Below are 24572 nucleotides of genomic sequence, written 5' to 3' on the forward strand. Positions count from 1 at the left end.
CTGCGCGAGCAAGCCGGCACGGGCCGCGGGCGGACGACGGGGTGGGGGCGCAGCCCCCGGAGGGGGCCGGGGCGTGGCCCCGGGGGCGTCACTTCGCCGGGACGCAGCGGCCCCCCTCCACCTGGTACGCCCACTTCGCCCCCTCCCCCACCAACTCCCGCACCGCCCCCACGAACCGCTCCACATGCTCGTCCGGCGTCCCCGCCCCGAAGCTGACCCGGATCGCGTTCAGGGACCGCTCCCCCGGCTCCCCCTCCGGCGCCCCGCACTCCCCCTGCTCCTGCGGCTCCCCGCCGAGCAGCGTCCGTACCAGCGGGTGGGCGCAGAACAGGCCGTCCCGCACCCCGATCCCGTACTCCGCCGACAGCGCCGCCGCGAAGTGCGAGCTGTTCCAGCCGTCCACGACGAACGAGATCACCCCGACCCTCGGCGCGTCGTCGCCGAAGAGGGACAGCACCCGTACCTGCGGCACCGCCGCCAGCCCCTCCCGCACCTTCGCGATCAGGTGTCGCTCCCGCTCCACCAGGGCGTCGAAGCCCGCCTCCGTGAGCGCCTTGCAGGCGGACGCGATGGCGTACACCCCGATCACGTTCGGCGATCCGGCCTCGTGCCGGGCGGCCGTGGTGTGCCACTCGACGTCCACCCCGCCGTCCGCGCGCCGCGCGACGGTACGGGAGGCGCCGCCGCCCGCGAGGTACGGCTCGGCCTCCTGGAACCAGTCCGCGCGCCCGGCCAGCACCCCCGAGCCGAACGGCGCGTACAGCTTGTGCCCGGAGAAGGCGATCCAGTCGACGTCCGACTCCCGTACGGAGACGGGGTGGTGGGGCGCCAGCTGCGCCGCGTCCAGCACGATCCGCGCCCCGTGCGCGTGGGCAGCCGCCGTCAGCTCCCTCACCGGCCACAGCTCGCCCGTGACGTTGGAGGCGCCGGTGACGCAGACCAGCGCCGGGCCGTAGGGCTCGCGGTCGGCCAGCGCGCGCTCCAGGATCGCCACCGCCTGCCGCGGCGTGCGCGGCGCGTCGAGGTACGTGACCTGCGCGTCCCGCCACGGCAGCAGCGACGCGTGGTGCTCGGTCTCGAAGACGAAGACCTGGCAGTCGGCGGGGAGCACCCGGGCCAGCAGGTTCAGCGAGTCCGTCGTCGACCGGGTGAAGACCACCTGGTCGCCGGGGCGGCAGTCGAGGAACTCGGCCACCGTCGCCCGGCTGTTCTCGAACAGGTCGGTGGAGAGCTGCGAGAGGTAGCCCGCGCCCCGGTGCACGCTGCCGTAGTAGGGGGCGTACGCGGCCACGTCGTCCCACACCCGCTGGAGGGCGGGGGCGCTCGCCGCGTAGTCGAGGGCCGCGTACGTCACCTCGCCGCCGGTGACCAGCGGCACGGTGACGTCCCGGCCGAGCACCGGCAGCGGCCCCGCGCAGCAGGCCTCCTCGGACGAGGACGACGACGACGGAGAAGAGGACGAGAGGGGGGCGGACGCGGTGGTGAAGGCGGGCGTGGACGTGGACGCGTATGCGGACATGGCGGTATCTCCCTGCGGGACAAGGCGAATCGGCTGTGGAACCCCCGGGGCACGGCGGACCGACCGGCGGCGCCGGATGCACGGGGGGTGACCTCGACGTACGCGCGGAGGGCGTACGGAGGTGTACAGAAGAAGGGGCCGGAGGCCCTATCGCATTCGCTTGCTCACGAGACTGCTCCCTTGAGGACCAGGACCCCAGGGGCGCGCCACCCGGAGAACGGGTGCGCAGGGGTCCGCGCTTGCCGCCGACCTCGCTGCCTGCGGCCTGGTCTTCACCCGGGGCACCCCGCCACGGACGGAGGGTTGCCGGACAGCGGGCCGGGGCCGTAGTCGCTGTCACTCATGACCTTGGAAAGCATCCTGCCATACGTCGGCGTACGCGCAAGGCGCGGTCCGGCATCCGGACCGCGCCGTGCGTCACACCTTCGGGCGGCGGCTACGCGTTGCTGGCCGCCACCCACCGCTCCAGGGCCCGTCTCGCCGATCCGGAGTCCACCGACTCGGCCGCCCGGGCGATCCCGTCCCGGATCTGCTCCATCAGGGTGCCCGGGCCCGGGTCGAGGGCGACCAGCGCCGCCGCCGAGTTGAGCAGCACCGCGTCCCGTACCGGCCCGGTCTCCCCGGCCAGCAGCCGCCGGGCCACGTCCGCGTTGTACGAGGCGTCGGCGCCGCGCAGCGCCTCCACCGGCACCAGGTCGATGCCCACGTCCCTGGGGTCGAAGGCCTCCTCGCGCACCGCCCCGTCCCGTACCACCCAGACGCGGGAGGTCGCGGTGGTCGTCAGCTCGTCCATGCCGTCGTCGCCCCGGAACACCAGCGCCGAGGAGCCGCGTTCGGCGAGGACGCCGGCCACGATCGGCGCCATCCGCGCGTCCGCGACGCCGGTCGCCTGGGACGTCACCCGGGCGGGGTTGGTGAGCGGGCCGAGGAAGTTGAAGGTGGTGCGGATGCCGAGTTCGCGGCGGGCGGCGGCGACGTACCGCAGGGCGGGGTGGAACTTCACCGCGAAGCAGAAGGTGACGCCCGCCTCCTCGGCGACCTGGACCACCTGCCGGGGTGTGAGGTCGAGGTTGACGCCGAGCTTCTCCAGGACGTCGGAGGCGCCGCTGGCGGAGGACGCGGCCCGGTTGCCGTGCTTGACGACCTTGGCGCCGGTGCCCGCGACCACGATGGCCGACATGGTGGAGATGTTGACGGTCTTGGCGCCGTCGCCGCCGGTGCCGACGATGTCGACGGTCCGGCCGGGCACCTCGATCAGGTTGGCGTGCTCGTACATCGCGCGGACCATGCCGGTGATCTCGGCGACGGTCTCGCCCTTGGCCCGCAGGGCCACCGCGAACCCGGCGATCTGCGCGTCGGTCGCCTCGCCGCGCATGATCGAGTCCATCGCCCAGGCGGTCGCCTCGGCGCTCTGGTCGGTGCCGCTGAGCAGGGCGTCCAGTACGCCCGGCCAGGAGTAGGCCGCCACGCTGTCGCCGCCTGCCGGGGTCACAACGTTCATGGTCCGCTCCTGGGTCCACCGACGGATAGGGAATGGGAACACCCTATCCAGCCCCGGGAACGGCGAAGGGCCCCGTCCATCGCCTGGACGGGGCCCCGTGCTGTGTGGCGTACAGCGTCGCGCTGGGTGGGGATCAGTGGTGGCCGTGGCCGCTGGTGATCTCCTCGTACTCCTCGGCGGTCGGCTTGGCGATCTGGCTCTGCTCGCCGAAGTAACCCTTGTGGAGCTTGACGCGCAGCTTCTCCATGCGGGAGACCTTGCGCTTGACACCGTTCTCGTCGACGGCCGCCGGCAGCTCGGCCGGACGGGTCTGCTCGTGCGCGGTGAGCTTGTACAGCTGGCCCGCGTCGAGCGGCTCGTGGACCTCGACGAACTCACCGTGCGGCAGCCGCTTGATGATGCCGGTCTCGCGACCGTGCAGCACCTTCTCGGCGTCCCGGCGCTGGAGGCCCAGGCAGATCCGCTTGGTGACGATGAACGCGACGACCGGTCCGACGAAGAACGCGATCCGGACGAACCAGGTGATGGCGTTGAGCGACAGGTTGAAGTTGGTCGCCCACAGGTCGTTGCCACCGCCGACCAGCATCACCATGTACGCGGTCACCCACGCCACACCGATACCGGTGCGGACGGGAGCGTTGCGCGGACGGTCGGCGATGTGGTGCTCGCGGGTGTCCTTGGTGATCCAGGCCTCGATGAACGGGTAGGCCGCGATCGCGAAGAGCACCAGCGGGAAGATCACCAGCGGGATGAACACACCGAGGACCAGCGTGTGGCCCCACAGGTTGATCTCCCAGCCCGGCATCACACGGATGAGGCCTTCGGCGAAGCCCATGTACCAGTCGGGCTGGGCGCCGGTCGACACCTGGTCCGGGCGGTAGGGGCCGATCTCCCAGATCGGGTTGATCGAGGCGATCGCGGCGATGACCGCGATGACACCGAACACCAGGAAGAAGAAGCCGCCGGCCTTGGCCGTGTAGACGGGCAGCAGCGGGGCGCCCACGACGTTCTTGTTGGTGCGGCCGGGGCCCGCGAACTGGGTGTGCTTGTGGTAGAAGACCAGGATCAGGTGAGTGATCATCAGGCCGAGCATGATGCCGGGCAGCAGCAGGATGTGGACCGAGTAGAACCGGGCCACGAAGTCGCCGCCGGGGAACTCGCCGCCGTAGATGAAGAACGACAGGTACGTGCCGACGACCGGCACGCCCAGGATGGCGCCCTCCATGAAGCGGACGCCGGTGCCCGAGAGCAGGTCGTCCGGGAGCGAGTAGCCGGTGAAGCCGGTGAACATGCCGCAGAAGAACAGCAGGAAGCCGAAGAGCCAGTTGACCTCGCGCGGCTTGCGGAACGCGCCCGTGAAGAAGACGCGCATCATGTGCACGAACATGCCGGCGAGGAAGATCAGCGCCGCCCAGTGGTGGATCTGCCGGATGAGCAGACCACCGCGCACATCGAAGCTGATGTGCATGGTCGAGTTGAACGCCTCGGACATCTGTACGCCCTGGAGCGGAACGTAGGAGCCGTCGTAGACGACCTCGTTCATGCTCGGGTGGAAGAACAGTGTCAGGTACACGCCCGTGAGGATGATGATGATGAACGTGTACATGCAGATCTCGCCGAGCATGAAGGACCAGTGGTCCGGAAAGATCTTGCGCATGTTGGTCTTGGCCAGGGTGTAGATCCCCAGCCGGCCGTCGGCCCAGTCGGCGAACTTCTCGCCCTTGCCGGCCTCGCGGCGTTCGTCAGTCGTGGTGGTGCTCATCCGCGCTCCCAGAAGGCAGGACCGACGGGCTCTTCGAAGTCGCCGAGCGCTTCGAGGTAACCCTCGCTGTTCACGCCGATGCGCAGCTGCGGCAGAGCGTGACCGGCCGGGCCGAAGATGACGCGGGCCCCGTCGGAGAGGTCGAAGGTGGACTGGTGGCACGGGCAGAGCACGTGGTGGGTCTGCTGCTCGTACAGGCTGATCGGGCAACCGACGTGGGTGCAGATCTTCGAGAACGCCACGATGCCCTGGTGCGACCACTCCAGCTCGCGCTTGTCCTTGATGTTCTCCGGCTGGAGCCGGACGATCATCAGGGCGGCCTTGGCGATCTGGGTCTGGAAGTCGTGCTGGTCCTCCTCCAGGCCCTCGGGCTTGGCGAAGGTGAGCGAACCGACGGCCACGTCCTCGGGACGCAGCGGCTCGTTGGTGTTCATGTTGATGAGGGCCTTGCCCTTGGCCCACATCGTCTTGCGCAGCTTGTCCTCGGGCAGGGTGCCCAGGTCGCGCAGGAGCACCACACCGGCCAGCGGCACCATGGCCAGCGCGCCGTACATGGTGTTGCGGATCAGCTTGCGGCGGCCGAAGCCGGACTCGCGGACGCCGTCCGCCCAGTCCTGCATGACCTTCTCGCGGACCTCCGGCGGAGCGGCGATCTCGTGACGGTCGTCCGACATCTCCTCGTCGGCCATCAGCGTGCGGGCCCAGTGGACCGCGCCGGCGCCGATGCAGAACAGCGCGACACCCAGGGTCAGACCCAGGGAGAAGTTCAGCGCGCTGACGTGCCCGAACGGGAAGATGTAGACGATCTTGTCGATCGGGAAGATCACGAAGGACGCGATGAAGGCGACCGTGGCGACCATCGAGAGCATGAAGAGACCGGCGACCACGCGCTCGGAGCGCCTGGCGGCCGCCTCGTCGATGTCCTGGACGCGCGGACGGTGGGGCGGCAGCCCCGGGTCCGCGAACGGGTCGCGGGCGCGCTCGACCGAGCCGTGCTCGGGGTCCTGCTCGCTGGGCAGGTTCTCGGAATTGTCTTGGCTACTCATGACTTCTTGGCCTTAGCGGAGTGGGCCGCGATCCAGATGGCGACTGCGATGAGGGCACCGAGGCCGAAGATCCACGCGAACAGACCCTCACTGACGGGACCGAGGCCCCCCAGCGACAGGCCACCGGGGCTCGCCGTCTTCTCACTGTTCACGGCGTCCAGGTACGCGATGATGTCCTGCTTCTGCTTCTGCGGCATCGTCGTGTCGGGGAAGGACGGCATGTTCTGCGGGCCGGTCTGCATGGCCTCGTAGATGTGCTTCGGGTCCACACCCTCCAGGCTGGGGGCGTACTTGCCGTGCGTGAGCGCACCGCCCTTGCCGGAGAAGTTGTGGCACTGGGCGCAGTTGGTGCGGAACAGCTCGCCACCCTTGGCGATGTCCGCGCCTTCCGGGCTGTACTGCTTCTCGGTCGGCTTGATCGGGCCGGCGCCCAGGGAGGCGACGTACGCGGCGAGCTGGTCGATCTCGGCCTGCGAGTAGATGACCTTCTTCTTCGGCACCTGGGCGCCGGGCTGCTGCGCCGGCATCCGGCCGGTGCCGACCTGGAAGTCCACGGCGGCGGAGCCGACGCCGACCAGGGACGGGCCGTCAGAGGTTCCCTGACCGCCGGTTCCGTGGCAGCTGGCGCAGCCGACGGAGTAGAGCTTCTTGCCCTCGTCGATGGCGAGGGACTGGGCGGTTTCGTCGGCCTTCGCCTTGTCCGCGGGCGCGAACGCGGCGTACAGCCCCCCGGTGGCCGCCAGCGCGAGGAGTAGGACGACGAGCGCCGCCAGCGGATGGCGTCGTCGTGCGGAGAGCTTTTTCACGGATTACCCCGGTGTCAGGATCTTCTGCGTCAGTGCGGGATGGTGTCGGGTCTGCGTGCCCGATTACTTGATCAGGTAGATCGTGGCGAAGAGGCCGATCCAGACCACATCGACGAAGTGCCAGTAGTAGGACACGACGATGGCGGCGGTCGCCTGTTCGTGGGTGAACCTTCTGGCCGCGTAGGTCCTGCCGAGAACCAGCAGGAAGGCGATGAGACCGCCTGTCACATGCATGCCGTGGAAGCCGGTGGTCAGGTAGAACACCGAGCCGTACGGGTCGGAGGACAGCGAGAGGCCGTCCTTCTTCACCAGCTCGGTGTACTCGAAGACCTGGCCTCCGATGAAGATCGCACCCATCACGAAAGTGATCATGAACCAGGTGCGCAGCTTCTTCACGTCGCCCCGCTCGGCGGCGAAGACGCCGAGCTGGCACGTGAGGGAGGAGAGCACCAGGATCGTGGTGTTCGTCGCCGAGAACGGAAGGTTCAGCGAGGACGCCATTTCCTTCCAGTGCTCGGCACCCGTCACCGATCGCAGGGTGAAGTACATCGCGAAGAGGGCCGCGAAGAACATCAGCTCGGAACTCAGCCAGATGATGGTTCCGACGCTGGTGAGGTTCGGCCGATTGACCGACGGGTGCGCGTGCCCGGTTTCTACTGTCGTTGCTGTCGCCACGACCGACATTATGTCGGTCGCTTATCTCGCGCTCACTCCGGGGGGTGCCGTTCGGTGTGTCCGCACCCCGTGTCCTGCCCGAACGGCCCATCCGGGCGCTCGCCGAACCGGTGTTGACACGGTGTCGGACGGAGTAGCATCCGCGCATCGGCTCCCGAGCCCGTACCGCCGTCGAATCGGAGGAACAATGCAGTCGAGCGCCACCGTACTTGTCTACAGCGACGACGCGAACACCCGTGAGCAGGTGCGGCTCGCCGCCGGGCGCAGGCCAGCCTCCGACGTTCCCCCGGTGACCTTCCTGGAGTGCGCGACCCCGCACGCCGTCCTCAAGGAGCTGGACCGCGGCGGCATCGACGTGTGCGTCCTGGACGGGGAGGCCGTCCCGGCCGGGGGCATGGGCATCTGCCGGCAGATCAAGGACGAGATCTTCCAGTGCCCGCCCGTGCTGCTGCTCATCGGGCGCCCGCAGGACGCCTGGCTGGCCACCTGGAGCCGCGCGGACGCCGCGGTGACCCTCCCGGTCGAGCCGGTCGAGTTCGCGGCCGCGCTGGCCGCCCTGCTGCGCCAGCGGCGCCCGGACGGCGCCCTGGCCACCCGGGCCTGATCCGCCCGCCCCGACCCCCACCGGGCAGGCCCTAGACCTGCGGTCGCAGCCGGGCGGAGTTCAGCTTGCTCTGCCCGGCCTTCGCGTCGGCCTGGAGCACGCTGCCCTTGCGCCACTTCTCCCAGTCGACGTTCCAGTCGCCGAAGCCGTTGTCGAAGGGCGTCATGTCCTCGCCGATGCTGTTGACGACCTTCACGATGTCGCCCTCGGTCACGGTCTCGAAGAACCAGGCCGCGTTCCCGGTGGACATGCCCGTACAGCCGTGGCTGACGTTCGCCGCGCCCTGCGAGCCCACCGACCAGGGGGCCGCGTGCACGTATTCGCCGCTCCAGGTCACCCGGGTGGCGTAGTAGACCGGCAGGTCGTACGCGTCGGCGCTGCCGGCCGAGATCCCGACCGTCTCCCCGCGCATACGTACGTAGTACTGCTTGCCCAGCACCACCTTGACGCCGTTGCGGGTGGAGAAGCCCGGCTTCCCGGTGGTCACCGGAATGGTATTGATCACTTCTCCGTTGCGTTTGACCGTCATGTAGTGCGTGGCGGCGTCCGTGATGGCCTCGATGCGGTCACCCGTGGTGATCTTCAGGGGCTTGGCGGGACCGCCGTACAGCTTGTCCGCGATCCGCACGCCCTCCAGGCGCGAGGTGGCCCGGACGGTCGCGTGCGCGGGCCAGTAGTCCTTGGGCCGGTAGTGGAGCGTCTTGTCGTCCACCCAGTACCAGGCGCCCTCCACCGAGGGCTTGGACTCGACCTTGAGGGCACGTTCGACGACCGAGCGGGCCGCCTTGTCCTTCACCGGCCGGCTGAGCTCCGCCGTGATGGGCTGCCCGACGCCGTACTTGCCCGCGTCCGGGCCGAACTCGACCTTCACGGTGTCCTTGGGCGCGGTGGTGTCGAACGTGAGCGTACGGCGGCCCGGAGCGCCGTCCGTGTCCTCCGTGGAGACCACCACCGTGTAGTGGGTCCCGGCGACCAGCGGCGAGGTGGAGTGCCAGCGGTTGCCGTCGCCGTCGAGCTCGCCCGCGAGGTAGCGGCCCGCCGCGTCCGCGACCGTCACGTCCGTGATCCGGCCGCGGCCGCCCCTGGCGGTGATCTCCAGGGGCTTGTCCGGGTCCGCCTTCGCACTGCCCGCCGGACCGTTGTACGCGATCTGGCCGGCCGCGTCGTACGGCTTGGCCGAGAGCGGGTTGCCGTCGGAGTGGCCGCCGCACCCGGCGGCCCCCGCCCCCAGGGCGGTGACCAGCAGGGTGCAGCCGAGGACGGTACGGGTACGCGGTGCCTGACTCATGCCCACACGTTATGAAGAGCGGACCGGTTCGGCGCGCCGGAGGACTGCAAACGGGCGGCGCACCCCCTGGGCGGCCCGTGAGCGGCCCCCGGGTACGCGGAAGGGCCCCGCGGACTCCTACGAGCCGCGGGGCCCTTCACGGGTGCGTGCGGGGACCTACTGGTTCTGGTTCTCGCCGCGGTAGTACTCGAACACCCAGCCGTAGATGCCGATAAGGATCAGCGGCGCCGAGAAGTACAGCAGCCACCAGCCCATCGCGATGGCCAGGAACGCCAGCGCGCCACCAATGGCGAGCGACAGCGGCTGCCAGCTGTGCGGGGAGAAGAACCCCAGCTCACCGGCGTCGTCCGCGACATCGGCCTCCTTGTCGTCCTGCGCGCCCGCGTCGACCCGCCGGGCCGTGAAGGCCAGGTAGAAGCCGATCATCACGCTCAGGCCGAAGGCCATCACGAGAGCGGTGGCACCGGCCGGCTCCTTCGACCACACGCCGTACACGACGGCCATGATCAGGATGAAGACGGAGAGCCAGAGGAACATCTTGCCCTGGATCTTCACTTGCCCGCCTCCTTGCCGCCGGCGAGAGCCGCGTTGTCACCGGCGCCGTGGTTCTCGAGCTGGTCGAGAGCCGCGATCTCCGGGTGGTGCAGGTCGAACGCCGGGGATTCGGAGCGAATGCGCGGCAGGGTGAGGAAGTTGTGCCGCGGCGGCGGGCACGACGTCGCCCATTCGAGCGAACGGCCGTAGCCCCACGGGTCGTCGACCTCGATCTTCTTGCCGTACTTGGCGGTCTTCCAGACGTTGTACATGAACGGAAGGATCGACAGGCCCAGCAGGAAGGAGCTGATGGTCGAGATCGTGTTCAGCGCGGTGAAGCCGTCGGCGGCGAGGTAGTCCGCGTAACGGCGCGGCATGCCCTCGGCGCCGAGCCAGTGCTGCACCAGGAACGTGCCGTGGAAGCCCACGAACAGCGTCCAGAAGGTGATCTTGCCCAGGCGCTCGTCCAGCATCTTGCCCGTGAACTTCGGCCACCAGAAGTGGAATCCGGAGAACATCGCGAAGACCACGGTGCCGAAGATGACGTAGTGGAAGTGCGCGACGACGAAGTACGAGTCGGAGACGTGGAAGTCCATCGGGGGCGAGGCCAGGATGACGCCGGTCAGACCACCGAAGGTGAAGGTGATCAGGAAGCCGACGGCCCAGAGCATCGGGGTCTCGAAGGACAGCGAGCCCTTCCACATCGTGCCGATCCAGTTGAAGAACTTCACACCGGTCGGTACCGCGATGAGGAACGTCATGAACGAGAAGAACGGCAGGAGCACGCCGCCCGTGACGTACATGTGGTGCGCCCACACGGTCACGGACAGACCGGCGATGGCGATCGTCGCGCCCACCAGGCCCATGTAGCCGAACATCGGCTTCCTGGAGAACACCGGGATGACTTCGGAGATGATGCCGAAGAAGGGCAAGGCGATGATGTACACCTCTGGATGGCCGAAGAACCAGAAGAGGTGTTGCCACAGCAGCGCGCCGCCGTTGGACGCGTCGAAGATGTGGGCACCGAACTTGCGGTCCGCCTCCAGGGCGAACAGCGCGGCGGCCAGGACCGGGAACGCGAGCAGGACCAGCACACCGGTCAGCAGGACGTTCCACACGAAGATCGGCATCCGGAACATCGTCATGCCGGGAGCGCGCATGCAGATGATCGTGGTGATGAAGTTGACCGAGCCGAGGATCGTGCCGAAGCCGGAGAAGGCCAGACCCATGATCCACATGTCGGCGCCGACGCCCGGCGAGCGGACCGCGTCCGACAGCGGGGAGTAGGCGAACCAGCCGAAGTCGGCCGCGCCCTGCGGGGTGAGGAAGCCGCCGACCGCGATGGTCGAGCCGAACAGGTAGAGCCAGTAGGCGAACATGTTCAGCCGCGGGAACGCCACGTCGGGCGCGCCGATCTGCAGCGGCATGATCCAGTTCGCGAAGCCGGCGAACAGCGGCGTCGCGAACATCAGCAGCATGATCGTGCCGTGCATCGTGAACGCCTGGTTGAACTGCTCGTTCGACATGATCTGCGTGCCGGGGCGGGCGAGTTCGGCGCGCATGAAGAGCGCCATGATCCCGCCGATGCAGAAGAACGCGAACGACGTGACCAGATACATCGTGCCGATCGTCTTGTGGTCAGTGGTGGTCAGCCACTTCACGACGACGTTCCCCGGCTGCTTGCGCCGGACCGGCAGCTCGTTCTCGTACGAGTCGTCTGCTGCCGCGGCACCCTGGGATTCGTTGAGGATGCTCACAGTTTGTTCGTCTCCGCGTTCTTGGCGGGGTCGGTCTGAGCGATGCCCGCCGGCACGTAGCCGGTCTGGCCCTTCGCCGCCAGCTCCTTGAGGTGCTGCTGGTAGCGCTCCGGGGAGACGACCTTCACGTTGAAGAGCATCCGGGAGTGGTCGACACCGCACAGCTCGGCGCACTTGCCGAGGAAGGTGCCCTCCTGGGTCGGGGTCACCTCGAAGGAGTTGGTGTGCCCCGGGATGACGTCCTGCTTCATCAGGAAGGGGACCACCCAGAAGGAGTGGATGACGTCACGGGACGTCAGCACGAAGCGGACCTTCTCGCCCTTGGGCAGCCACAGGGTGGGCCCGGGGTTTCCGGTCTGCGGGTTCCGCGTGCCGGGGATGCCGACGTCGTACACGCCGTCGGCGCCCGCCGGGAAGGCCTTGGTGAAGCGGTCCGGGATGGCGGACAGCTCCTTGGACTTCGCGGCGTCGCCCGTGGCCGGGTTGCCGTCCACGTTCTCGACGTAGTTGAAGCCCCAGCTCCACTGGTAGCCGACCACGTTGACGGTGTGGGCCGGCTTCGGGGAGAGCTCGAGGAGCTTCGACTCATCACGCGCGGTGAAGTAGAAGAGCACCGAGACGATGATGAGGGGGACGACCGTGTACAGCGCCTCGATGGGCATGTTGTACCGGGTCTGCGGGGGTACCTCGACCTTGGTGCGGCTGCGCCGGTGGAAGATGACGCTCCACAGGATCAGGCCCCAGACCAGCACGCCCGTGGCGAGCGCAGCCGCCCACGAACCCTGCCAGAGGGACAGGATCCGCGGAGCCTCCTCCGTCACCGGGGTGGGCATACCTAGGCGAGGGAAGTCTTTCCAGTTGTACGAGCAACCGGAGGCGGTAGCCAGGACCAGGCCCGCAGTCGACACCTGCAGCAGCTTCCGCCGCATCGGGCGCCTCGACGTGGGGGAACCGCCCGCGCCCTCTAGGCAGCGGGGGAGGTCGGAGCCGTTGGGACTCACGTAGCGCCTTCCCGAGAGTCTCGCCCGCGCCGGCCGGCTCCGGCCGTCCGTCTCGCTGGTCGGTCGCCGCCCTGGCCGCGGGCAGGGGTTTGGATGTTTATGCGGACCAAACCCTACTGGACGCTATTTGGGGTCGCGCGGGGAGGGTGCCCAACGCGCCGCCGGGGCCCCCGAAGGGGTGGAATCCGGGCCTCCGCGAGCCATCTGACGGGTCTTCCCGTACGGGTGTACGGGGGGTGAGGCGGCGCGGAGGGCCTCCCGAAGCGGCGCGGCAACGGGCCCGGACGACCCCCGGACGCCGGGACGCCCGGACGCCCGCACCCCGCACCCCGCACCCCGCACCCCGCACCCCGCCGGGGATAGCGTGATCGGGTGCCCTACTTCGATGCCGCCTCCTCCGCCCCCCTGCACCCCGTCGCCCGTCAGGCCCTGGTGGCCTCCCTCGACGAGGGGTGGGCCGATCCCGCCCGGCTCTACCGCGAGGGCAGGCGGGCCCGGCTGCTGCTCGACGCGGCCCGGGAGGCCGCGGCCGAGGCGGTCGGGTGCCGCCCGGACGAGCTCGTGTTCACCTCTTCGGGTACCCGGGCGGTGCATTCCGGAATTTACGGTTCCGTCGCCGGGCGCCGGCGTGTCGGCCGCCATCTGGTGGTGTCGGCGGTCGAGCACTCCTCCGTCCTGCACGCGGGCGGGGCCCTGGAGGCGGACGGCGGCGAGATGACCCAGGTGCCGGTCGACCGGACCGGCGCGGTCTCCCCCGCCGCGTACGCCGCCGCCCTGCGCCCCGACACCGCGCTCGCCTGCCTCCAGTCCGCCAACCACGAGGTGGGCACCGCGCAGCCGGTGGGCGAGGTGGCGGCGGCCTGCCGGGAGGCGGGGGTGCCGCTGCTGGTGGACGCGGCCCAGTCGCTGGCCTGGGGTCCGGTCGAGGAGGGCTGGTCGCTGCTGGCCGCGAGCGCGCACAAGTGGGGCGGGCCCGCGGGGGTCGGGCTGCTGGCGGTCCGCAAGGGCGTCCGGTTTGCCCCCCGGGGCCCCGCCGACGAGCGGGAGTCGGGCCGGGCGGCCGGCTTCGAGAACATTCCGGCGATCGTGGCGGCGGCGGCGTCGCTGCGGGCGGTACGGGCGGAGGCGGCGGCCGAGGCGGAGCGGCTGCGCGAGCTGGTCGACCGGGTGCGCGCCGGGGTGGCCCGGCTGGTGCCGGACGTGGAGGTGGTCGGGGACCCGGTGCGGCGGCTGCCGCATCTGGTCACCTTCTCCTGTCTCTATGTCGACGGGGAGACCCTGCTGCACGAGCTGGACCGCGAGGGTTTCTCGGTTTCGTCCGGTTCGTCCTGTACGAGCAGCACCCTGACGCCCAGCCATGTGCTGCGCGCGATGGGGGTGCTGAGCGAGGGGAACGTCCGGGTCTCGCTGCCGCCGGGCACCGAGGCGGCGGACGTGGACCGGTTCCTCGAGGTGCTGCCCCGGGTGGTGGCGTCGGTGCGGGCGCGGCTGGGCGCCCCGGTGTCCTCCCCCGCCCCCGCCGTGCCCTCGGGCGACCTGACCCTGGACGCCCTCGGCAAGCGCTGCCCGATCCCGGTGATCGAACTCGCCAAGGTGATCGGCGACGTCCCGGTCGGCGGCACGGTCACGGTCCTCGCCGACGACGAGGCCGCCCGGCTCGACATCCCGGCGTGGTGCGCGATGCGGGGACAGGAGTACGTGGGCGAGGAGGCGCGGGAGCGGGGCTCGGCGTACGTGGTGCGACGCGTCTCCTGAGCGGGGCGGGGTGCGTTTTTGCTGTGGTGAGGGGTACGCCCCGAGGGGGCCGGGCGCGGCCCGGGCCCTTCAGGGGCGCGGGGAACCGCGCGACCAGCCCCCGCCCACCCGCACCCGCCGACGGCGGAACCGTGGCAGACGCGGTGCGCAGCCCGGCGGAACGGGGGCGCCGCCGCGCCCACCCGTGCCACCCCCGTGGCGGGTACGCCCACGTAGGTGGCACGGGTGGGTGACCGGGCGGGCGGTCAGGACAGGAACGTCTTGACCTCGGCCGCGGCCTCGTCGCCGTACGCCTTGGTGAAGCGGTCCATGAAGTGCGCCCGGCGCAGCTGGTACTCCTGGGTGCCGAGCGTCTCGATCACCAGCGTCGCCAGCATGCAGCCCACCTGCGCGGCCCGCTCGTGGCCCACGCCCCAGGACAGCCCCGACAGGAAGCCCGCGCGGAACGCGTCGCCGACGCCGGTCGGGTCGACCTTGGCGTCCTCCTCCGGGCAGCCGACCTCGATCGCGCCCTCGCCGACGCGCTCGATGCGCACACCGCGCGAGCCGAGGGTGGTGACCCGGTAGTCGACCTTCCCCAGGATCTCCTCGTCGCTCCAGCCGGTCTTGGACTCGATGAGCCCCTTCTCGTACTCGTTGGAGAAGAGGTACTTCGCGCCCTCCAGGAGGGTGCGGATGTCGTCGCCGGACATCCGGGCGATCTGCTGCGAGAAGTCCGCCGCGAAGGGGATCCCCCGCGTCTTGCACTCCTCGGTGTGGCGCAGCATCGCCTCGGGGTCGTCGGCGCCGATCAGGACGAGGTCGAGACCGCCCACGCGCTCGGCCACCGACTGGAGCTCGATCTGGCGGGCCTCGCTCATCGCGCCCGTGTAGAAGGAGCCGATCTGGTTGTGGTCGGCGTCCGTGGTGCACACGAAACGGGCGGTGTGCAGGACCTCGGAGATACGGACCGAGTTCGTGTCCACCCCGTGCCGGTCCAGCCAGGCGCGGTACTCGTCGAAGTCGGAGCCGGCGGCGCCGACGAGGATCGGCCGGGTGCCGAGCTGCCCCATCCCGAAGCAGATGTTCGCGCCCACACCGCCCCGGCGCACGTCGAGGTTGTCGACGAGGAAGGAGAGGGAGACCGTGTGCAGCTGATCGGCGACGAGCTGGTCGGCGAATCGGCCGGGGAAGGTCATGAGGTGGTCGGTGGCGATGGAGCCGGTGACTGCGATACGCACGGCTAGGACACTCCTGCGTGGAGGACTGTTGACAGCTAACGCTAACGGGTCGTCGCGGTTCCTCTGAAGGGCTGAAACTACCCGATAGTAGTCCTTTTTCCGCATGGTTCCCGCTGGCTACGGTGCGGAATATGGAAACCATGAAGCGCACCGGGAACGTCACACCGGCCGCCACGGCCGAACCGAGCCTCGCCGAGCTGCGCGGCGCCTGCGCCCGTATGGCCCCCCACTGGGTGGTCCCGGCGGCCGCCGCACCCGCGCCCGTGCCACCCTCGCGGATCCACGGGGTGTCCGTGCCGCCGGATTCGGTGGAGCTCATCGCCACCATGTCCGAATACGGCGACTGAGCCCCTCCGGGACCCGGCCCGGTGGTGCTCCCGGGAGCACCGCCGGCGGGATCGGGGCGACGGGGCAGCGCGCGGAGGGAACCGCGCGCTCCCCCGCTCCGTCCAAGCCCTGTCCCCCGTAAAGGGGATGCGGGATACGACTGGACAGGAGCGATGCGGTGAGCAGCGAGCACACGCAGGACGAGTCGCCACAGCGGCGGACGCGACGATCGCCGTTCGTCCTCGCCTCCGTCGCGGCCGCGGTGCTGGTCGCGGGCGGCGGCGGGGTCTACTGGGCCTCCACCGCCTCGGGCGGTTCGCCCGCCGGCGGCGCCGCGGACGCGAAGGCCGGGGCGGGAAGGGACGACGGTCCGCCGCCGATCGGCCTGGACAGCGGCAGGGAGGGCATCGCCCCCGGCGAACCGGACCCGAACGGGGTGGTCTACCGCGCCGAGGGGAAGCTGCCCGAGGGACCGGCCGAGGCGGCGGTCTACCGGCCGGCCGGCACGGTCGGCGACGCCGAGGTGGCGAAGCTCGCCAGGGCCCTGGGCATCGACGGGCCGCCGCGTCTGGAAGGCGGCGTGTGGAAGGCCGGGATCAGCAAGGACGGCGGCGGTCCCGTCCTGACGGTCAACCAGAAGGCGCCGGGCAGCTGGACGTTCGCCCGCTACGGCTCCGGTGGTACGGACAACTGCCCCAAGGGCAGCAAGTGCCCCATGCACACCACCGGCCAGGGCGTGGCCCCGGGCGAGCACGACCCGACCGGCCACGGCTCCGCGCCCGGTGAGCAGGCCGCCAAGGCGGCGGCCGCGCCCGTGCTGAAGGCGGTGGGCCAGGAGGACGCCAAGCTGGACGCGTCCCAGCTGATGGGCGCGGCCCGGGTGGTGAACGCGGATCCGGTGATCGGCGGTCTGCCCACCTTCGGCTGGACGACCGGTATCCAGGTCGGCTCCGACGGGCAGGTGGTCGGCGGCAGCGGTCTGCTGAAGGCGCCGCACAAGGGCGCCACCTATCCGGTGCTGAGCGCCGAGGAGACCCTGAAGCAGCTCAACGGGTCGGGCGGCGGACGCCCGACGGGCAAGGACTGCACGGGCCCGGTGCCGCTGGACGACCCGCAGGGCGAGCCCACCCGGGGCCGCCTGCCGAGCGACCCGCAGCGCAAGCTGCCCAGCGACCCCCAGGGCGGGGTCCAGCAGCCCTGCAAGCAGGGCACCCCCTCGACGGTGGTCGTCGACAAGGCGGTGTTCGGACTCTCCGCGCAGTACGTGGACGGGCAGCAGGCGCTCGTACCGTCGTGGCTCTTCCAGGTGAAGCGGACCGGCTCCGAGCGGCCGGTCACCGTCACCGCGCCGGCGCTGGCCCCGAAGTACCTGGCGAAGCCGCCGGCGCCGCCGGCCGGGCCCGGCACCGCGCTCCCCGCGCCCTCCGGGTCGTCCCCCACGGGCCGCCAGGCGCTGGTGTCGTACGCGGTGGCCGACGACGGCCGGTCCCTGGCCGTCACCTTCTGGGGCGGGGTCTGCGACACCTACGCGGCGACGGCCGACGAGAGCGGCGATCAGGTCCGGGTCTCGGTGGGCGTCGCGCACCACGACCCCCAGAAGATGTGCGTCATGGTCGCCAAGAAGGAGACCGTTTCGGTGACGCTGCACCAGACGCTGGGAGCGCGCGAGGTGGTGGACGCCCGCACCGGCACGCCGCTGCCGAAGGGCTGAGCCGGCCGCGCCGCGCATGACGTATGACGCACCGCACATGACGAAGGCGGGCACCCCCCGAGGGGGCGCCCGCCTTCGTCGTCGCGCCGAGGCGCGATGGACACGACTCAGCTGAAGGAGTCGCCGCAGGCGCAGGAGCCCGTCGCGTTCGGGTTGTCGATCGTGAAGCCCTGCTTCTCGATGGTGTCCACGAAGTCGATCGAGGCGCCGCCCAGGTACGGGGCGCTCATGCGGTCGGTGACGACCTTCACACCGTCGAAGTCCTTCACGACGTCGCCGTCGAGCGAGCGCTCGTCGAAGAAGAGCTGGTAGCGCAGGCCGGAGCAGCCGCCGGGCTGGACGGCGACGCGCAGGGCGAGGTCTTCCCGGCCTTCCTGGTCAAGGAGGGCCTTGACCTTGGCCGCGGCGGCGTCGGACAGGAGGATGCCGTCGCTCACAGTGGTGGTCTCGTCCGATACGGACATCTGCTTCTCTCCCGGGTTGTACGGAGACTGCTTGCCGACGGTTGCAACCGGCGGGGCGCCGGATTCATTCCGGGCCGTGCGTGGGCCCTGGCCGTGCCGGGGCCCACCTTCATGCTCGCACACCCCGGCGCGGGCCGGAGAAGGCTGGGGAAAACCCGGGGGCAGGCGCCACCGCCGGGACGGAGGCCGGGCGAAGGGGGGTGTGTCACATCGACGCTATGGCCATCGTCAAACTGACGTGAAGCGGTTATGATAGATAGCGTCATTTAGACGAAAACTCGTCTGCGAAAGAGAAAGGGTGCGTGACGTGACCACCGCCCAGCCCAGGCAGGATCTCGCTGTCCAGCCGTCGCCGCTCGCCCTGCTGCTGCTCGGCCGTGAGGCCGACCCGAAGAGCGAGCGCGGTGTGGAGTGCCCCGGCGACCTGCCGTCCCCGTCCGACCCGGACCTGGTGGCGCGCGCCCGTGCGGCCAAGGAGAGGCTCGGGGACAAGGTCTTCGTCCTCGGCCACCACTACCAGCGCGACGAGGTCATCCAGTTCGCCGACGTGACCGGTGACTCCTTCAAGCTGGCCCGGGACGCCGCCGCGAAGCCGGAGGCCGAGTACATCGTCTTCTGCGGTGTGCACTTCATGGCCGAGTCCGCCGACATCCTGACCTCCGACGAGCAGAAGGTCGTGCTGCCGGACCTGGCCGCCGGCTGCTCGATGGCCGACATGGCCACGGCCGAGCAGGTCGCCGAGTGCTGGGACGTACTGACCGAGGCGGGGATCGCCGAGCAGGTCGTGCCCGTCTCGTACATGAACTCCTCCGCCGACATCAAGGCCTTCACCGGCAAGCACGGCGGCACCATCTGCACCTCCTCCAACGCCAAGAAGGCGCTGGAGTGGGCCTTCGAGCAGGGCGAGAAGGTGCTCTTCCTGCCGGACCAGCACCTGGGCCGCAACACCGCCGTCCGCGACATGGGCATGTCGCTGGAGGACTGTGTGCTCTACAACCCGCACAAGCCCAACGGCGGCCTCACCGCCGAGCAGCTGCGCGACGCCAAGATGATCCTGTGGCGGGGCCACTGCTCGGTGCACGGCCGGTTCTCGCTGGACTCGGTCAACGACGTACGGGAGCGGATCCCGGGCGTGAACGTGCTGGTGCACCCCGAGTGCCGGCACGAGGTCGTGGCCGCGGCGGACTACGTGGGCTCGACGGAGTACATCATCAAGGCCCTGGAGGCCGCGCCGCGCGGGTCGAAGTGGGCCATCGGCACGGAGCTGAACCTGGTCCGGCGTCTGGCGAACCGATTCGCCGCGGAGGACAAGGAGATCGTCTTCCTCGACAAGACGGTCTGCTTCTGCTCGACGATGAACCGGATCGACCTGCCGCACCTGGTGTGGACCCTGGAGTCGCTGGCGGACGGCAAGCTCGTCAACCGGATCCAGGTGGACGCGGAGACGGAGAGCTTCGCGAAGCTGGCGCTGGAGCGGATGCTGGCGCTGCCGTAGCGGGTCGCCCTTCCGCGCGGGGGTTCGGGGCTCCGCCCCGGCCCCGAGCGGGGCTGCGCCCCCGCGCCCCCCTTTTTTCGTCTGCGGGCCGGTGGGGGCTGGTCGCGCAGTTCCCCGCGCCCCTGGACGCGCCCCCGCGGGGCGCCCAGGGGATTGCCGTGGAGCGGCAATCCCCTGGGGCGCGGGGAACTGCGCGAGCAACCCGCCACCACCCGCAGCCGACGTCCGGCCAAGAAACGGGCGCCCAGGGGCGCGGCCCCGGTTATTCGATCCTCGGGCGCACCAGGCCCGACTCGTAGGCGATCACCACGAGTTGGGCGCGGTCGCGGGCGCCCAGTTTGGCCATCGCCCGGTTGACGTGGGTCTTCACCGTGAGCGGGCTGACCACGAGGCGTTCGGCGATCTCGTCGTTGGACAGGCCCCCCGCCACCTGGACCAGGACCTCGCGCTCGCGACCGGTGAGGGCCGCCAGGCGCTCGGCGTGGGCGCCGGGCGGCTCGCCCGAGCCGTCCCAGCTGCCGCCCTGGGCGAGGAAGCTGGCGATCAGGCCCTTGGTGGCCACGGGCGACAGCAGCGCCTCGCCCGCCGCCGCGATCCGGATGGCGTTCAGCAGCTCGTCCGGCTCGGCGCCCTTGCCCAGGAAGCCCGACGCGCCCGCCCGCAGGGACTGCACCACGTACTCGTCGACCTCGAAGGTCGTGAGCATGACGACGTGGACATCGGCGAGATCCGGATCCTGGCTGATCATGCGGGTCGCGGCGAGCCCGTCCGTACCGGGCATCCGGATGTCCATCAGCACCACGTCGGCCCGGGTCGCCCGGGCCACCGCGACCGCCTCGGCCCCGTCGGACGCCTCGCCCACCACGAGCATCCCCGGCTCGGAATCCACCAGCACCCGGAACGCGGAGCGCAGCAGCGCCTGGTCGTCCGCGAGTACCACCCTGATCGTCATGCGCAGCCTTCCCCCGGTCCCTCGGCCGCCCGGACGGCGTCGGCCGCCTTGCGGGCCTCCGCGGTGCGGGCCGTGTCGGCCGCCTTGACGGGCAGTATCGCCTGCACCCGGAAGCCGCCGCCGTAGCGGGGTCCCGCCGTGCAGGTGCCGCCCAGCGCGCTGACGCGCTCGCGCATCCCGAGCAGCCCGTGGCCGCCGCCGTCGCCCGCGGTGGCGCCTTCGCCGGTGCCGGTGCCGTTGTCGATGACCGTGACCTCCGCGTTCGGCCCCACCCGGACCACGCTGACCTCGGCCCGCGCGTCCGGGCCCGCGTGTTTGCGTACGTTGGTGAGGGCTTCCTGGATCACCCGGTACGCGGCGAGGTCCACGGCGGCCGGCAGTCCCGCGCGTACCGCCGGGTCCAGGGCGGCGAGTTCGACCGGCAGTCCCGCCCGGCGGAAGCCGCCCAGCAGGTCGTCCAGGAGCGCGAGGCCCGGGGCCGGCTCGGTGGGGGCCTCGGGGTCGCCGGACTGGCGCAGCAGGCCGACGGTGGCCCGCAGCTCGTTCAGCGCCGAACGGCTGGCCTCCCGTACGTGCGCGAGGGCCTCCTTGGCCTGGTCGGGGCGCTTGTCCATGACGTGGGCCGCGACCCCGGCCTGCACGTTGACCAGCGCGATGTGGTGCGCGACGACGTCGTGCAGATCGCGGGCGATGCGCAGCCGCTCCTCCGCGACGCGGCGCCGCGCCTCCTCCTCGCGGGTGCGCTCGGCCCGTTCGGCGCGCTCGCGGATGGACTCGACGATGGCCCGGCGGCTGCGCACGGCGTCCCCGGCGGTCGCGGCGAGGCCGGTCCAGGCGAGCACGGCGACGTTCTCCTGCGCGTACCAGGGCGCGTCCCCGAAGACCATCGCGGTGGCGGTGAGGACGCCCATGGTGGTGATGCCGACGCGGTAGGTGGTGGCGCGGTCGGTGTGCGCGGCGACCGTGTACAGCGCGACGACGGGGGCGATCGCGATGGGGGCGGGCGAGTTGCCCGCGAGCAGGTCGGCGACGGTGACACCGCCGGTCAGTCCGAGGACCGCGAGCGGGTTGCGGCGGCGCAGCACCAGGGAGACGGCCCCGAGCACCGCGAGGACGAGGGCCGTCACGCTGGGGGTCCGGGTCCCGAAGACGGGGCCGTTGGAGCCGTGCGGGTCGGCGAAGGACCCGACGACCATGCAGACGAGGACGACCCCCGCGAGGGCGGCGTCCCCGGCGAGGGGGTGGGCGCGGAGCCATCCATGGATGCGGGCGAACGTCACGCCTCCTTACGGTACGGGGCGCGCCCACCGCACGGAGCCGCCCCCGCGTACCCGGCCGGGACGAAGTCCTAGCCCGGGATCAGGCCGTCGTCGCTGAGCATGTTCCTGACCTCGTCCAGGGTGGCGTCCTCGGCCGGGAGGATGAGCTCCGACGGCTCCAGGGCGTCGTCCGGGAGGGGCTCGCCCAGTCGGCGGACCGCGTCGAGCAGGGCGGCCAGGGTGCGGCGGAAGCCCGCCTCGTCACCCGCCTCCATCTCCTCCAGCAGCTCGTCGTCCAGCTTGTTGAGCTCGGTGAAGTGGCTGTCCGCCAGCTTCACCTGGCCCTCCCCCATGATCCGCACGATCATGGCGACTCCTCCTTGGCCCTCGGCCCTACTGCTTGTCGAAGCGGGGGGTCTGCTGCTGCGGACGGTCCTGCGGGGCGCCGGTGCCGCCCTCAAGGGCCTGCTGGCCCGACGTACCGCCGGTCAGCTCGGCCTTCATCCGCTGCAGTTCCAGCTCTACATCCGTACCACCGGAGATGCGGTCCAGCTCGGCCTGGAGGTCGTCCTTCTGGAGGCCGGACTGGTCGTCGAGGGCCCCGGAGGCCAGCAGCTCGTCGATCGCGCCCGCCCGCGCCTGGAGCTGGGCGGTCTTGTCCTCGGCCCGCTGGATGGCCATGCCGACGTCGCTCATCTCCTCGGAGATGCCGGAGAAGGACTCGGCGATCCGGGTCTGCGCCTGGGCCGCCGTGTAGGTCGCCTTGATGGTCTCCTTCTTCGTACGGAAGGCGTCGACCTTGGCCTGGAGCCGCTGGGCCGCAAGGGTGAGCTTCTCCTCCTCGCCCTGGAGGGTCTGGTGCTGCGTCTCCAGATCGGTGACCTGCTGCTGGAGCGCGGCGCGGCGGGACAGCGCCTCGCGCGCCAGGTCCTCGCGGCCGAGCGCCAGCGCCTTGCGGCCCTGGTCCTCCAGCTTGGTGGACTGGCTCTGGAGCTGGTTCAGCTGCAGTTCGAGCCGCTTGCGGGAGGTCGCCACGTCGGCCACGCCGCGGCGCACCTTCTGGAGCAGCTCCAGCTGCTTCTGGTACGAGTAATCGAGGGTCTCGCGCGGGTCCTCGGCCCGGTCAAGGGCCTTGTTCGCCTTCGCGCGGAAGATCATCCCCATACGCTTCATGACACCGCTCATGGGCTTCGCGCGCCCCCTTCTGACGGACTCCGGCTCCAGCTTGCGACAGAACCCACAGTACGGGCCCTGCATCCATTACCGCACTGTTCGGACGTGGATGCGGTCATCCCCAAGGACGACTGCGTCCCCGCGCGCTCCGGCGCAAGGAGTAGGTGAGGCAGTAGGTGACGGTCGGGGACCGGGCCCTCACGTCCCGCGTCCACGTCCGTCCGTACCCCTGGTGACGCAAGGCGTTGCGGGATCGTTCCCCACCGGCCTGTGGTCCATGCGCGCGACCCCGTACCCTTGGTCTTTGTGTTCCGTAGCCGTTCCAACGCAGAGAAGGCCCCCACCGACAAGGTGACGGCGGACCTCTCCAAGCAGCCCCGCGACCCCGAGGCCCCCAAGGGCCGGCCCACGCCCAAGCGCAGTGCGGCTCAGACCCAGCGCCGTCGGGCGTCGACCGTGCCGACCGACCGCAAGGAGGCCGCCAAGCGCCAGCGCGAGGTCCGCCGGACCGAGCTGGCCAAGCAGCGCGAGGCGCTCGCCAACGGCGACCAGCGCTTCCTGCCGGCCCGCGACAAGGGTCCCGTGCGCAAGTTCGTGCGCGACTATGTCGACTCCAGGTTCTGCATCGCCGAGTTCTTCCTGCCGCTCGCCGTGATCATCCTGGTCCTGTCGATGGTCCGGATCGGCAGCCTTCAGAACATCGCGCTGCTGCTGTGGCTCGCCGTGATCGTGCTGATCGTGGTCGACTCCATCGGTCTGGCCTTCCGTCTGAAGAAGCAGCTCAAGGAGCGCTTCCAGGACGAGCCGACCAAGGGCGCGGTGGCGTACGGCCTGATGCGTACGCTCCAGATGCGCCGGCTTCGGCTGCCGAAGCCGCAGGTCAAGCGCGGGGAACGGCCCTGAGCACGGACGTCGCCGCCTTCAGCGGCGCCTCCGGCAACTGGCTGAAGGGCCTGGGCGGCCTGCGCAACACCGTGCGCCAGGAGCTCGTGGCCCGTCAGCTCGACGAGCAGATAGCCGGCCGGTTCCCGGTCGGCCAGCGGCTGCGCGTCCTCGACGTCGGTACGGGCCAGGGCACCCAGGCCCTGCGCCTGGCCCGGGCCGGGCACACGGTGACCGGCCTGGAGTCCGACCCCGAGATGCTCAGGGTCGCGCGCGAGGCGCTGCTGACGGAGCCGGAGGGCATCCGCGAGCGGGTCCGCCTGGTCGAGGGCGACGGCAACGAGACCGGCGTCCACTTCCTGCCCGGCTCCTTCGACGTGGTGCTCTGCCACGGGGTGCTGATGTACGTGCAGGAGCCCGACGCGATGCTCGCGGGGCTGGCCCGGATGCTGGCTCCCGGCGGGCTGCTGTCGCTGCTCGTACGGAACGCGGACGCGCTGGCCATGCGGCCGGGGCTGGCCGGGGACTGGGGCGGGGCGCTGGCCTCCTTCGACACCGACGCGTACACCAACCGGCTCGGGCTCTCCGTCCGGGCCGACCGGCTCGACACGCTGACGCGGACGCTGGACGGGATCGCGGCGCCGCTGCACGCCTGGTACGGGGTGCGCGTCTTCACCGACAACGTGCCCAACGACGTGCAGCTGCCCGCGGCCGACGAGCTGGACCGGCTGCTGGCCGCCGAGGACAGGGCCGGGCGCACCGACCCCTACCGGCGGGTCGCCGCGCTGCTTCATCTGTGCGGGGTGCGGGGGTAGTCCCGCCGGGTGCGGGGCGGGTCCGG

The 24572-nt window shown here is 70.8% G+C and carries 23 protein-coding genes and 1 riboswitch; of the genes, 7 read left to right on the plus strand and 16 right to left on the minus strand.

The annotated features are described in order from the left end of the window. Nucleotides 1–88: 88 nt before the first annotated feature. The 6 genes from ABZ404_RS34370 to ABZ404_RS34395 form a co-directional block, all read right to left on the minus strand. A complete protein-coding gene (locus tag ABZ404_RS34370) occupies nucleotides 89–1519 on the minus strand; it encodes an aminotransferase class V-fold PLP-dependent enzyme (protein ID WP_358833672.1) in 1431 nt (476 codons plus the stop codon). A gap of 230 nt (nucleotides 1520–1749) precedes the next feature. Further along, nucleotides 1750–1867: riboswitch (SAM riboswitch) on the minus strand. An 88-nt stretch (nucleotides 1868–1955) separates the two neighbouring features. After that, nucleotides 1956–3020 carry an anthranilate phosphoribosyltransferase gene (gene trpD / locus ABZ404_RS34375; protein ID WP_358833671.1) on the minus strand — a complete coding sequence of 355 codons (1065 nt, stop codon included), beginning with the start codon at nucleotides 3018–3020 and terminating at the stop codon, nucleotides 1956–1958. 133 nt (nucleotides 3021–3153) lie between these two features. Further along, nucleotides 3154–4782 carry a cytochrome bc complex cytochrome b subunit gene (locus ABZ404_RS34380; protein WP_358833670.1) on the minus strand — a complete coding sequence of 543 codons (1629 nt, stop codon included), beginning with the start codon at nucleotides 4780–4782 and terminating at the stop codon, nucleotides 3154–3156. After that, complete coding sequence (locus ABZ404_RS34385) at nucleotides 4779–5828, minus strand: Rieske 2Fe-2S domain-containing protein (protein ID WP_358833669.1); 1050 nt, start codon at nucleotides 5826–5828, stop codon at nucleotides 4779–4781. Before ABZ404_RS34385 ends, ABZ404_RS34380 begins: the two co-directional genes overlap by 4 nt. Then, complete coding sequence (locus tag ABZ404_RS34390; protein ID WP_358833668.1) at nucleotides 5825–6634, minus strand: c-type cytochrome; 810 nt, start codon at nucleotides 6632–6634, stop codon at nucleotides 5825–5827. The genes ABZ404_RS34385 and ABZ404_RS34390 overlap by 4 nt, the downstream gene beginning before the upstream one ends. A gap of 63 nt (nucleotides 6635–6697) precedes the next feature. Further along, nucleotides 6698–7318: a heme-copper oxidase subunit III gene (locus ABZ404_RS34395; RefSeq protein ID WP_358833667.1), complete on the minus strand. Its 621-nt coding sequence runs from the start codon at nucleotides 7316–7318 to the stop codon at nucleotides 6698–6700. Nucleotides 7319–7496: 178 nt separating this feature from the next. Between ABZ404_RS34395 and ABZ404_RS34400 the strand changes: the two genes are divergently transcribed. Beyond that, a complete protein-coding gene (locus ABZ404_RS34400) occupies nucleotides 7497–7913 on the plus strand; it encodes a hypothetical protein (RefSeq protein ID WP_358833666.1) in 417 nt (138 codons plus the stop codon). A 31-nt stretch (nucleotides 7914–7944) separates the two neighbouring features. Here the strand turns inward: ABZ404_RS34400 and ABZ404_RS34405 are convergent, their stop codons facing one another. The 4 genes from ABZ404_RS34405 to coxB all read right to left on the minus strand — a co-directional run bounded on the left by ABZ404_RS34405 (nucleotide 7945) and on the right by coxB (nucleotide 12421). Next, the gene (locus ABZ404_RS34405; RefSeq protein WP_358833665.1) at nucleotides 7945–9201 is read right to left on the minus strand and encodes an Ig-like domain-containing protein; all 1257 of its coding nucleotides are present in this window, start codon (nucleotides 9199–9201) and stop codon (nucleotides 7945–7947) included. A gap of 156 nt (nucleotides 9202–9357) precedes the next feature. Continuing rightward, nucleotides 9358–9756: a cytochrome c oxidase subunit 4 gene (locus ABZ404_RS34410; RefSeq protein ID WP_358833664.1), complete on the minus strand. Its 399-nt coding sequence runs from the start codon at nucleotides 9754–9756 to the stop codon at nucleotides 9358–9360. Beyond that, complete coding sequence (gene ctaD / locus ABZ404_RS34415) at nucleotides 9753–11492, minus strand: cytochrome c oxidase subunit I (protein WP_358833663.1); 1740 nt, start codon at nucleotides 11490–11492, stop codon at nucleotides 9753–9755. Before ctaD ends, ABZ404_RS34410 begins: the two co-directional genes overlap by 4 nt. Beyond that, nucleotides 11489–12421: a cytochrome c oxidase subunit II gene (gene coxB, locus ABZ404_RS34420; protein WP_358833662.1), complete on the minus strand. Its 933-nt coding sequence runs from the start codon at nucleotides 12419–12421 to the stop codon at nucleotides 11489–11491. Before coxB ends, ctaD begins: the two co-directional genes overlap by 4 nt. A gap of 444 nt (nucleotides 12422–12865) precedes the next feature. Here coxB and ABZ404_RS34425 point away from each other — a divergent pair, with 444 nt between their 5' ends. Further along, a complete protein-coding gene (locus ABZ404_RS34425; protein WP_358833661.1) occupies nucleotides 12866–14248 on the plus strand; it encodes an aminotransferase class V-fold PLP-dependent enzyme in 1383 nt (460 codons plus the stop codon). 245 nt (nucleotides 14249–14493) lie between these two features. On the opposite strand, the gene ABZ404_RS34430 is transcribed toward ABZ404_RS34425, so the two are convergent. Beyond that, nucleotides 14494–15468 carry a carbohydrate kinase family protein gene (locus ABZ404_RS34430; RefSeq protein ID WP_358833660.1) on the minus strand — a complete coding sequence of 325 codons (975 nt, stop codon included), beginning with the start codon at nucleotides 15466–15468 and terminating at the stop codon, nucleotides 14494–14496. A gap of 131 nt (nucleotides 15469–15599) precedes the next feature. Here ABZ404_RS34430 and ABZ404_RS34435 point away from each other — a divergent pair, with 131 nt between their 5' ends. Both ABZ404_RS34435 and ABZ404_RS34440 read left to right on the plus strand, forming a co-directional pair. Continuing rightward, on the plus strand, nucleotides 15600–15815 hold the full coding sequence (locus ABZ404_RS34435; protein WP_358833659.1) for a hypothetical protein: 216 nt from the start codon (nucleotides 15600–15602) through the stop codon (nucleotides 15813–15815). Between the two features lie 158 nt (nucleotides 15816–15973). After that, nucleotides 15974–17506, plus strand: a complete 1533-nt coding sequence (locus tag ABZ404_RS34440) for a hypothetical protein (protein ID WP_358833658.1) — start codon at nucleotides 15974–15976, stop codon at nucleotides 17504–17506. A 107-nt stretch (nucleotides 17507–17613) separates the two neighbouring features. On the opposite strand, the gene ABZ404_RS34445 is transcribed toward ABZ404_RS34440, so the two are convergent. Continuing rightward, nucleotides 17614–17970, minus strand: coding sequence for an iron-sulfur cluster assembly accessory protein (locus ABZ404_RS34445; RefSeq protein ID WP_159692765.1), 357 nt, complete (start codon nucleotides 17968–17970; stop codon nucleotides 17614–17616). Nucleotides 17971–18268: 298 nt separating this feature from the next. Between ABZ404_RS34445 and nadA the strand changes: the two genes are divergently transcribed. Then, nucleotides 18269–19465, plus strand: coding sequence for a quinolinate synthase NadA (gene nadA, locus ABZ404_RS34450; RefSeq protein ID WP_358833657.1), 1197 nt, complete (start codon nucleotides 18269–18271; stop codon nucleotides 19463–19465). A gap of 262 nt (nucleotides 19466–19727) precedes the next feature. On the opposite strand, the gene ABZ404_RS34455 is transcribed toward nadA, so the two are convergent. The 4 genes from ABZ404_RS34455 to ABZ404_RS34470 form a co-directional block, all read right to left on the minus strand. Continuing rightward, nucleotides 19728–20417, minus strand: a complete 690-nt coding sequence (locus ABZ404_RS34455; RefSeq protein WP_358833656.1) for a response regulator transcription factor — start codon at nucleotides 20415–20417, stop codon at nucleotides 19728–19730. Beyond that, complete coding sequence (locus ABZ404_RS34460; protein ID WP_358833655.1) at nucleotides 20414–21697, minus strand: histidine kinase; 1284 nt, start codon at nucleotides 21695–21697, stop codon at nucleotides 20414–20416. The genes ABZ404_RS34455 and ABZ404_RS34460 overlap by 4 nt, the downstream gene beginning before the upstream one ends. Nucleotides 21698–21765: 68 nt before the next feature. Further along, nucleotides 21766–22044: a hypothetical protein gene (locus ABZ404_RS34465; RefSeq protein ID WP_358833654.1), complete on the minus strand. Its 279-nt coding sequence runs from the start codon at nucleotides 22042–22044 to the stop codon at nucleotides 21766–21768. 25 nt (nucleotides 22045–22069) lie between these two features. After that, nucleotides 22070–22861, minus strand: coding sequence for a PspA/IM30 family protein (locus ABZ404_RS34470; RefSeq protein WP_358833653.1), 792 nt, complete (start codon nucleotides 22859–22861; stop codon nucleotides 22070–22072). A 294-nt stretch (nucleotides 22862–23155) separates the two neighbouring features. Here ABZ404_RS34470 and ABZ404_RS34475 point away from each other — a divergent pair, with 294 nt between their 5' ends. Together ABZ404_RS34475 and ABZ404_RS34480 are read left to right on the plus strand one after the other, a co-directional pair. After that, complete coding sequence (locus tag ABZ404_RS34475; RefSeq protein ID WP_358833652.1) at nucleotides 23156–23752, plus strand: DUF3043 domain-containing protein; 597 nt, start codon at nucleotides 23156–23158, stop codon at nucleotides 23750–23752. Between the two features lie 59 nt (nucleotides 23753–23811). After that, nucleotides 23812–24546, plus strand: a complete 735-nt coding sequence (locus tag ABZ404_RS34480; RefSeq protein WP_358833674.1) for a methyltransferase domain-containing protein — start codon at nucleotides 23812–23814, stop codon at nucleotides 24544–24546. Nucleotides 24547–24572: the final 26 nt, after the last annotated feature.

It is taken from the genome of Streptomyces sp. NPDC005878, assembly GCF_040629815.1.
Lineage (GTDB): Bacteria > Actinomycetota > Actinomycetes > Streptomycetales > Streptomycetaceae > Streptomyces.